A 9,734-nucleotide genomic window follows, 5' to 3' on the forward strand; every position below is an offset into this window, starting at 1 on the left:
CCGATGGCGCCCCACGAAATCAGGTCGGCGATGAACTGGGGGCTGATCGTATCGAGAAACTCGGAGCCGACCGGAAGCCCGAGCTCGGCGAGCGCCAGGAGCAGCTCGCGCGCACGCCGCAGGCCGCGGTTGATGCGGAAGCTGCCGTCGAGAAACGGATCGTTGATCAGGCCTTTCCAGCCGACCGTCGTCCGGGGCTTCTCGAAGTAGACCCGCATCTGGATGGCGAGATCCCCGGCGAGCTTCTCGCGGTACGGGAGCAGCCGTTTCGCATAGTCGATCGCGGCGTCGGGGTCGTGGATCGAGCATGGGCCCACGACGACGAGCAGGCGGTCGTCCGTACCCCGGACAATGCTCGTCGCCTCGTCCCTGCCGGCGGCAACCACGGTCGAGCCGCGCTCGGTGATCGGAAGCTCTTCGAGCAGGATGGCGGGTGCGATCAGGGTGCGCAGCCCGGCGATACGCAGGTCATCGGTCTGGTGAAGCATCGCGCGAAGGAGTGCGGAACGCAGCGCCGGAAGTCAATTCGGCCCGCGCGAGTGCAGCCGGGAGTCGTGCGGGCAATTCAGCGGAGGGAAGACGTGCCGCGCCGTGGAACGGAGGCCGGCAGACCTCCGTTCCACTTTTCGCGGTTCGGGCTCACGCCCTGCACCTTGGAGTTCGGGCTCACGCCCTACACCTTGGCGCGCGTCACAGGGATCGGGTCAGACCTGGTCCTTGAGGGCCTTGAGCGGGCGGATGCGAACGCCGCGGGAAGCCGGCTTCGCCTTGATCATGATCTCTTCGCCCGTGAACGGATTGACGCCCTTGCGGGCCTTGCGGGCCGGCTTGTTCACGGTCGTGAACTTGGCGACGCCCGGGAACGTGAACTTCCCGATGCCCTTCGGCTTCAGATGACGCAGGATGTGATCGCCGAGGGCCTCGACGACCTGTGCAACCTGGCGCTTCGGGAGCTTGGTCGTCTCGGCGATCGACGCCATCAGCTGACTCTTCGTCATCGCCGCGGCGATCGGTGCGGTTTTCTTTGCCATATTCCAGCCTCCTTCCTTCTCAATTCACGGTTATAGACCGGCTTGCCCCGGCCTTTGCTCACGACCGGCATTCCCCGGTCTGGGACCGGACATTCCTCCGGTCGATCGATTGTTCCTTCTACGCGTTGGCTTCCGTCCGGCATCTCTCTGCTTTCCGGCTGCCTTCGGTCTGCGCCTTTCTGGTCCGGCTCGCCCGCCTGCTGCTATCCCGCCGGCCCGTTTCCGCCCGGTCCGGAACGCCGCTGTTTCAGCGTCGATCCGTCCGTGGAGATTCGGTCGCCCCGGGATTCACAGCGGAAACGAATCTCCCGTCTGCGACGGCGCGTATGATGCAGGAAGAAAATGCGCCCAGTCAACGCGACGGGCTGTGCAAACCCCTATTTTTTAGCTGTCCGGCGATGACCGGGGAGCGACGCTCGCCACCGTTGCCGGGGATTTTCCGGCTCGTCGCCGAAGCGGATTTCCGGGCCGGGCTCGTCTCCGAAGACGAAATCGCGAACGCGGCGACCGCGAGCGGCGGGTGCCGCGGACGCGTCGGGGAAGTCGTCGGCAGCAAAAGACAACTCTGTCGCAACCGTGGGGATCGTCGCCTGCGCGCGATAGCTCGACCACGCTCCGACGACGAGAGCGGCAAGCCGCATGGCCGATGCGCGAAGCCAGTCTCCGCACCACGCAACGACCGCAGCGTCGCCCGCGCGCGCCGCTTCGTGCGACGCGCCGAACAGCCAGCGCTCCGACGGTGCAATCAGCAGCACGTGAACGACAGCGAGCGCAACCGCCGATGCGAGCGAAAGCGTGAGCCACCATCTCCGCCAGCCGCGCACCGAAATACCGGACAACCACGACATCGTCGTGGCCACGACGACAATCGCGACGAGCGCCTGGAACATCGCCTGCGCATCCGGTCGAATCGCGAGTGCGTTCCATGCAGCAACGCTGCTGGGCGGATCGGCAAGCCAGAGTGGAGCGACGACGGCGTCTTCGTAGACCGTGGCACCGAGATGCACGGCGAATGCACCGAGCGCGATCGCGCTCCACATGCGCGACCACCAGCTTCCTTCCCGCTTCGTCATTGCGAACAGATCCTGCGCGCGGCGGCGTGGTGCATCACGCGGCTTCGGTGCGCAGAAAAAATCATACTACAGACCCGGCGTCACGCGCGGGCGGCGCCCGGTCGAGCCGCGCCGCTTCGCATGCGTGTGCGTCACTCTTCGTCGTCGCTTGCGGCAGAGTCCGTGTCGCCGGATGCTTTTGATGCCTTGCGATCTCCGGCAGAGTCGTCGCCGGAATCCCCGGCCGCATGTTTGGCGGCTTTTTCGCGGTTTTTTGCGCCTTTTTTGTGCCCGGCCTTCGCGTCCCCGGCTTTGGATTCGCGATCTTTCTTTTTGTCTTCTGCGTTTTTCGGCGGCTTCTTCCCGCCATCGGAAGTCTTCCGATACGCGAGGCGAACCGCCGGCGGCAACTTCGTGACTCCGAGCTCCTTGAATCCCGCGGCAGCGCCGGGAGCCGAGAACCATTTGTCGTCGCGACGTTCGTAAAACGTTCCGTCGAACAGAAGCGTGTCCGGTTTGTTTTCGACGTGAAAGATTTTCGTGCCGGCGTCGTAGACGACCTTTTCGCCGGTCGGCAGCGCCACGGTCGCTCCCTCTTCAGGCTCCGGCACTGCCTTGCGCAGCACGACCGGGAGAATCTTCATCGACGTCGTCGTCCAGGGCCCGTCGTCAGACTTCGATTCGAGCCACACGCCGTCATCGTAACGATAGAAGCGACCGTCGAACAGGAACACGCCTTTTCTGCCGGCAACCTTGAACACTTTCAGGCGCGGCTCGAAGACGACCTCGCGTCCGGACGGAAGCGTTGCCGTCACCGGCGTCTTCAGCGGTTCGTAGCGCTCGATTGCCGGGTCGGGCACGAGATGCTGCGGGATGAGCTCCCACGGTCCTGCAATCTGCGCCGACGTCACCCACACGCCGTTGCGATACTCGTAGAACTTGTCGTCGACCCAGTACGTATCCTTGTGACCGGGCACGATGAACACGCCGTTGACCTTGTCGTAGACGACCATGGTTCCGTCGGCGGCTTTCGCGCGCGAGCCGTGGCGAAGCGTCTCCTTGGCCGGCATCGTGGCCAGCGCGGTCGATGCGGACGCGAGACAGACGAGCAGGAGAAGCGAACCCCGAAGGACTGCTCGGACGGGCCGCCTGGAGACGAGGGTCGCGCCCTCGCCGGCGCAGGTGAAAAAACCGTTCATCGTCCGACTCCTTTTTTTGTGGCGAACCCCGCCGCGAGGGTTCGAGGTTGCCGCGCGGGCGGCCGGCGATTCGTCCGGAGGTGGCCCGGAATCAGTAACGAATCGGACCGCCGCTCGGCGGGGCCACCGGCTGCTCGGTATGCGGCGGCTCGGTTGCCGGGACGTCGACGCCCGGCCGGGGAGCAAACGAGCTCGCGGGGAACTGGTAGGGGCTCGAGTTGTCGAAGTCAGCGGTCTGGTCGCCGGCGTGGCCCTTCACCTCTACGACGACCGGCGCCACCACGGGCTCGGTCCCAGGCTGCGCCAGAGACTCTTCGTCGACTCCCGGGTTTTCCTCGAAAGCCGCGACGTCAGCCGATCGGTTATCGCGGCCATCCGGCTCGTCGGTTGCTGCCAGCAGGACGGAGTTGGTGGCCCAGTGCTGCTCGTACCACGGACCATACGGAGAAGGTCCGGAGGTGGTGCCGCCAGCCAGCGGCAGGACCTCGGGCAGACTGCAGCCGGCAACGCCCGCAACCAGTGCGGCGGCGGCAAGCAGGCCCGTGACAGGTTTGCGCATTCCCCTTTCTCCTTCGTCGCCAGAAGCCCGGGAGCCCTCGAAAGACCCCGGCAGAAGCCCAATAAGTCCTCCGAAATGGCAGGCGACGCAAGTCTTCGTTTCCGGCCGCCCACCACGTAGCGGCCGCTTCGAGACAACGACCGGGTCATCCTATAGAGAGTTGGGCATGTCAGTAAGAGTCGATCGGAAGGAAAACGTCGTCACGGTCATTCTTTCGCGCCCCGAACGTCGCAATGCGGTCGATCGGACGACCGCCGAGGAGCTGGCGGCCGCATTTCGCGCGTTCGACGCTGATCCGGAGGCCCGCGTGGCCGTCCTGTTCGGCGAGGGCGGCAACTTCTGCGCGGGCGCCGACCTGAGGGCGGTGGCGGAAAATGGCGGCAACGTCGTCCGGGTGGGCGGCGACGGGCCGATGGGACCTTCGCGGATGTCGCTGTCCAAACCGGTGATCGCGGCGGTGGCCGGCTATGCGGTCGCGGGAGGGCTCGAGCTGGCCGTGTGGTGCGATCTTCGCGTGGCCGAAAAGAGCGCGGTGTTCGGCGTGTTCTGCCGGCGCTGGGGAGTGCCGCTGGTCGACGGTGGTACCGTGCGGCTGCCGAAGCTCGTAGGCCAGGGACGCGCGCTCGACATGATCCTTACCGGGCGGCCCGTAGGCGCCGACGAAGCCCTGCGCATCGGTCTGGCCGACCGCGTCGTCGCCGACGGCGCGGCGCGCGAAGAGGCCGAAGCGCTCGCGCGCCAGATCGCGGCTTTCCCGCAGCTATGCATGAACGCCGATCGGCGCTCGGCGTACGCGCAGTGGGACACCGACTTCGAAACCGCGATGGTTCGCGAAACCGAAGGCGGGCTCACCGTGATCGCAAGCGGCGAGACCGTCAGCGGCGCGATGCGCTTCGCCGGCGGCGCCGGGCGTCACGGCAAGTTCGAATAGTCCGAATAGTTTGCGAGCACTGCTCGCCGCGTCGCACGGCGCTGCAGCCACAGCACGCATCCTGCCGCGATCAGCAGCCACGCCGTACCGCTCGCAACGTAGTCAGCCGGGCCGTGACCGGCGGCGCTCGTGGAGGCCGTACCTGCAACCGCGACCAGCACCGCGAACGAATTGTTGACGCCGTGAACGGCGATGGTCGTGCGGCAACTCTTCGACAACACGCTGATCCAACCGAGATAAAGCCCCATCACGACGCCGACCACCATGTGCAGCGGATCGAGATGCGCAATGCCGAACACGGCGCTCGTCAGCACCACGCCGGCAATCGTGCCGAAGCGTTCCATCAGCCGCGTCTGCATCGCACCTCGGTAGAAGAGCTCTTCGCCGAGCGGAGCCAGAAGCCCGATCAGCAGGGCGGCGAGCCACAGCTCGGTGCCGTGAAGACCGGCACACAGCTTGTGGAAACGTCCGAGTCCGCCGCTTTCGTACCCCGGCATGAAGCGCAGCACGGTGCCGAGCGCGCTGCTCAGCGCGAGCCCGCCTGCGCTCGCGACGGCGATTTCCACGGTCGAAAGCAGCCCGCGACCGGTCCGGAGGCGTTTGGCGAACGGCTCCGACGACCACAGCCCGACGCCGATGGCGAGCAGCATGCAGACGACGGCGACGCAGGCCATTGCGATCAGCGTGCCTTGGGAGCTTCGGAAAAGATGACGCGCGCGGCGGATCGTAAGATGTCCGACCGGTCCGCCGAGCATGCCGACGGTAAGCAGAGTTCCGATCGTAAGCGACGCGAGAAAGATGGGAACGGTCTCGGACAGCGCGAACAGCGCGGCCAGATGCCACACGCGCGGCTTCGGATCTCGCGGGGAAACTCCTTCCACCGCGATGGCGTCGATGCTGTTCATGTCTGCGTCGGCCGCGCGATCCCGGCGCGGCAAGGAGAAACCGGATGCCCGCGCTACTTCCTGGTTTCGTCCTTGAATTCTTCGTGCAGGCCGCACTCGCGCTTGAGACCGAAGAAACGAACTTCTTCCTCGGTCACGCCGTCGACGAGGCGATGCGACGTGTGCGTGTCACCGATCGAGATGTAGCCCTGCTCCCAGAGCGGATGGTACGGCAGGTCGTACTCGAACATGTAGTCGAACACTTTCTTGTCGTTCCAGTCGACGATCGGATGGACCTTGAGAAAGCCGTTCTGGATGCCGAGCACGTCGAGCTTCTTTCGCGTGGACGACTGCGAGCGGCGCAGGCCGACGATCCAGCCTTTGGCTTCGAGGTCGTCGAGCGCGCGCTGCATCGGCTCGACCTTGTTGATCTGGTTGTAGCGCGTGATGCCGTCGACGCCCTGTTCCCAGAGCTTGCCGTAGCGGGCTTCCTGCCACGCCGACGACATCTCGGCGCGATAGACCTTGAGGTTGAGCTTGAGGCTGTCGGTGAGCTGGTCGATGAACTCGTAAGTCTCGGGAAACAGATAGCCGGTGTCGGTGACGACGACCGGAATTTCCGGCCAGACCTTCACGCAGAGGTGCAGGCACACAGCCGCCTGCGCACCGAAGCTCGACGACAGGATGATCTGCGGCTTGAGCTGCCCGATCGCCCACTCGACGCGCTCCTGCGCCGTCTTGTACTCGAGCATTTCGTTGAGATGGTCGAGGTCGAGCGACTCGACATCGAACTCGAACGACTGCGACGCTGCCAGCGACTCGCTCACGGTTTGGCAACATGGGACGGACGACCCTTGGAGTCAATGGGCGAGTCCGCGACCGGGTCGGTCGTCGAGCGGGTGCCGCGAAGCGGCGTCGCATCCGGCGGACCGGCGTTTTGCGACGACCTCCGCAAGGATTCGATCTCGCCGAACGGCACGATCGGCGCGTCATCCGAGATGCCTTCGCAGGTTTCGGCCGCCGCGAGCCATGCGCCGCGCGACTCGAGGTTCGCCGGCCACCACGGAAACGCGCGGCATTGCGACGGCCGGTCTTCGTATACCGAGCAGACCTTGCCGACGAGGAACACGCAGTCGCCGTGCGGGCCGTCGACGAGCGCATAGCGCGCGCCGACGCGCCTGAGGAAACGCTTTCCGAACTGATCGAGCGAAATGCCGAAGCGCTCGGTGAGCGCGCAGATCTCTTCGCGGGTGACCCAGACGTATCCGTCGGTTCCGGTGCAGCAGCGGCCGCAGCCGGTACACGCGAAGCGAAGCCCGTCGCCGTACCACGAGCCGCTGCGGTGGCTCGAGCCGGCGCCGTGGTCCGAGCCACTTGCGTGCCCGGATCCGCGGTCGCCTGACGATCCGTTCCCGCTCATGGGCGTGGACAGTACAGTCTTCGCGGCAGGCACAAAAGCTAGCGGAACAGGAACAGGAACCGGACAAGCTCCAGACGATTGCGGTCAACCTTGACGTCGCCGCTCGCGAACGCGGCGGTCGCATTGCGCTTGCGCGTGAGGATCTCCTTCCACACCAGCGAGTCGGCGGTGACGGTCATGTCCGGCTCTGCGGGAAGCTTCGGCGAAAGCTCGACGACGCTGTTGCGAACGGTCATTCCCCATTCTTCGCCGGTGTCGGGAAAGCGCAGGCCGATCGCCATCGATTTGCCTTCGGCCTTGACCGGATCGAGCCGCACCGTCATCGCCCGCAGGAAGCGGCCGACCGGAATGCGCGCCAGCAGCTCGGCGGGCATCTGCGACGGATCGGGCGGATCGAGCGCGAGCTGCTCTTCGGCTTCGAGCGCCTGGGTCAGCTCGTAGTTGCGACCGTTGGCGTTCGGCTCGGCGGACGCAAGGCTGCGCAACGCGGAGGCCCGCACCTTCTTCGCCACTTCGGTGAACTCTCCGAGCGCGGCGAGCTCGCCGGCGAGCTCGAGCGCCCACTCGGAGTCGCCGAGCTTTTGTGCGGCGACGGCTTCATCGCGAAGCTTTTCACTGCCGCCGGCAAGGACTGCCATGCGCTCGGCGTGCTCGCGCCGGGTGAGCGGCGAAAGATCGGCAGCATCGCCGCCGAACCAGCCGAGGTATTTGTCGAAGATGCTGCGCACCGACCAGTCGACGCGCCCGTAGCGCTCGGCGAGCCATGGTCTGGATGCAAGCGACTTCGGAAGCTTGACGAGTGCGGCGATCTCGTCGGGCTCCCTGCCCTCGTTCATCGCGCGCACCGTCTGGTCGTGCACGTACTGGATCGCGTCGCGATAGTCCGTCAGCCGCCCGCGGATTTCGTCTTCGCCCGTGACCGGAAGCGTGTGGCCGGGCACGAGGAAAGCCGGCGCAAGAGCGCGCATCCGATCGATGCTGTCCATCCAGTCGAGCACGTCGCGAGTGGCCGTGCCGCGGATCGCGTAAAGGTTCGGGAACGAGTGATAGTAGTTGTCGCCGCTGACGAGCACGCGCTTTTCCGGGAGCCAGACCGCAATCTGGTCGGGCGTCTCGCCCGGCAGGTGCAGCAGCTCCATGTGCACTCCGGCGATCGTCATCTCCGTGCGGTCGCCGTCGAACGTCGTCGTCGGCAGAAGCGGCGACAGCGTGGACTTCGCTTCGTTGAGCAGACGAGGACCGATGCCGCAGTTGGTGCGGTCGGCTTCCGGCAGCATCGCGCCGAACTGGCGCATGCTGCGCCGCCAGATGACTCCTCTCGTCATCATCCCGAGCCGCGTCAGCTCGGTCTCGAAGCTCGCGTGCGCGATGACCTGGGGATGATCCTCGCCCGCCAGCACCGCGGCGCCGAAGATGTGGTCGGCGTGATTGTGCGTGTAAACGATCGCCGCGACCGGCGCCGTGCTGATGCGGCGGAACTCCTCGCGCACCGGCGCCGCAGCCTCGGCGCTTTCCATCGTGTCGACGATGATGACGCCGCCGTCGCCGACGATCAGCACCGAGTTCGCAAGGCCGTATCCGACGGCAACGTGAACGCCGCCGGTGACCTCGATGACCTGGCGCGGGAACTGGAGGGCCTGCTCGTCGATCGCTGCACGAACGTCGGCAGAAGTGTGCGGACCCGTGCGAGCGGGCCCCGAATCGCAACCCGCCGACAGGCAAACGAGCGCAACCGGGACGAAAAAAATCATTGTGGCGACCGCAACAGCCGCACGTCGAACCCGGCGAATCATGACGGGCCGCGAGAGTATGCTGGAAGACACCCCTCGCGCCAGCACGCGAGCCGGCCGGCAAACGGCTTTCCTTTCGGTCGTTGCAGCCCTACGGTCGCGCATCCAGCGGAACCGGAGGCAATCATCGATGAGCACGGCAGCCCAGCAAGAAAAGGTTCCCTTCTTCCAGCGTGGAAATTACGCGCCGGTCGCGGACGAGCAGAGCGTCTTTTCGCTCGAAGTCCACGGCGCCATTCCACCGGCCCTTTGCGGCCGTTATCTCCGCAATGGCCCGAACCCGAAGAACGAAATGCCGCCGCACTGGTTCTTCGGCGACGGCATGATTCACGGTGTCGCTCTCGATGGCGGGCGTGCGCTGTGGTACCGAAATCGCTGGATCCGGACGCGCCAGCTGATCGAGCGCGCGAGGGCGATCGGGCCGGACGGCACGAGGGATCTCACGGCCGGTCCCGCCAACACCAACATCGTTCGCCATGCCGGCCGCACGCTCGCCGTATCCGAGACGACGATGCCGTGGGAGGTCGACGGCAATCTCGAAACCATCGGACGCTGCGACTTCGGCGGCCGGCTCGCGACCGGCATGACCGCGCACCCGAAGATCTGCGCCGCGACCGGCGAGATGCATTTCTTCGACTACGGCTTCCTCGCGCCGTTCCTCACGTACCATTGCGTCAGCAAGGACGGAGAGCTCATCCGCAGCGTACCGATCGACGTGCCCGGTCCGACGATGATCCATGATTTCGCGATTACCGAGCAGCACGTGCTGTTCATGGACCTGCCGGTCGTCTTCGACTTCGAGCGCGCGATGCGCGGGTCGATGCCATACCGATGGGACGACGACTACGGCGCGCGCGTCGGCGTGATG

The 9,734-nt window shown here is 65.8% G+C and carries 11 protein-coding genes; 2 read left to right on the forward strand and 9 right to left on the reverse strand.

The genetic code is table 11. From position 1 onward, the window contains the following. The 5 genes from VN634_15810 to VN634_15830 all read right to left on the reverse strand — a co-directional run. Nucleotides 1–488: 3-deoxy-7-phosphoheptulonate synthase (locus VN634_15810; GenBank protein ID HXC52347.1), on the reverse strand; the 488-nt coding region annotated here is incomplete at its 3' end. A gap of 216 nt (nucleotides 489–704) precedes the next feature. Continuing rightward, entirely contained in the window at nucleotides 705–1,031 is a 327-nt protein-coding gene (locus VN634_15815; protein ID HXC52348.1) for an HU family DNA-binding protein, read from the reverse strand. A 377-nt stretch (nucleotides 1,032–1,408) separates the two neighbouring features. Beyond that, nucleotides 1,409–2,104: a hypothetical protein gene (locus VN634_15820; GenBank protein ID HXC52349.1), complete on the reverse strand. Its 696-nt coding sequence runs from the start codon at nucleotides 2,102–2,104 to the stop codon at nucleotides 1,409–1,411. Nucleotides 2,105–2,235: 131 nt separating this feature from the next. Further along, complete coding sequence (locus tag VN634_15825) at nucleotides 2,236–3,282, reverse strand: hypothetical protein (GenBank protein ID HXC52350.1); 1,047 nt, start codon at nucleotides 3,280–3,282, stop codon at nucleotides 2,236–2,238. A 91-nt stretch (nucleotides 3,283–3,373) separates the two neighbouring features. Continuing rightward, the gene (locus tag VN634_15830) at nucleotides 3,374–3,841 is read right to left on the reverse strand and encodes a hypothetical protein (protein ID HXC52351.1); all 468 of its coding nucleotides are present in this window, start codon (nucleotides 3,839–3,841) and stop codon (nucleotides 3,374–3,376) included. Nucleotides 3,842–4,007: 166 nt separating this feature from the next. Between VN634_15830 and VN634_15835 the strand changes: the two genes are divergently transcribed. After that, on the forward strand, nucleotides 4,008–4,772 hold the full coding sequence (locus tag VN634_15835; protein HXC52352.1) for a crotonase/enoyl-CoA hydratase family protein: 765 nt from the start codon (nucleotides 4,008–4,010) through the stop codon (nucleotides 4,770–4,772). Here the strand turns inward: VN634_15835 and VN634_15840 are convergent. From VN634_15840 to VN634_15855, 4 genes are read right to left on the reverse strand one after another with little or no spacing between them, the layout of a single operon-like run. Next, the gene (locus VN634_15840) at nucleotides 4,754–5,677 is read right to left on the reverse strand and encodes a CPBP family intramembrane glutamic endopeptidase (protein HXC52353.1); all 924 of its coding nucleotides are present in this window, start codon (nucleotides 5,675–5,677) and stop codon (nucleotides 4,754–4,756) included. The two genes, VN634_15835 and VN634_15840, sit on opposite strands and share 19 nt — an antisense overlap. Nucleotides 5,678–5,730: 53 nt before the next feature. Next, entirely contained in the window at nucleotides 5,731–6,483 is a 753-nt protein-coding gene (locus VN634_15845) for a phosphoadenylyl-sulfate reductase (GenBank protein HXC52354.1), read from the reverse strand. Continuing rightward, complete coding sequence (locus VN634_15850) at nucleotides 6,480–7,076, reverse strand: YkgJ family cysteine cluster protein (GenBank protein HXC52355.1); 597 nt, start codon at nucleotides 7,074–7,076, stop codon at nucleotides 6,480–6,482. Before VN634_15850 ends, VN634_15845 begins: the two co-directional genes overlap by 4 nt. Nucleotides 7,077–7,114: 38 nt before the next feature. Beyond that, nucleotides 7,115–8,827, reverse strand: coding sequence for an alkyl sulfatase dimerization domain-containing protein (locus tag VN634_15855; protein HXC52356.1), 1,713 nt, complete (start codon nucleotides 8,825–8,827; stop codon nucleotides 7,115–7,117). Nucleotides 8,828–8,996: 169 nt separating this feature from the next. Between VN634_15855 and VN634_15860 the strand changes: the two genes are divergently transcribed. Beyond that, a partial coding sequence (locus VN634_15860) for a carotenoid oxygenase family protein (protein ID HXC52357.1) occupies nucleotides 8,997–9,734 on the forward strand: 738 nt, incomplete at its 3' end.

The organism is Candidatus Limnocylindrales bacterium (assembly GCA_035571835.1).
In the GTDB taxonomy this organism is placed as follows: domain Bacteria; phylum Desulfobacterota; class Binatia; order UBA1149; family CAITLU01; genus DATNBU01.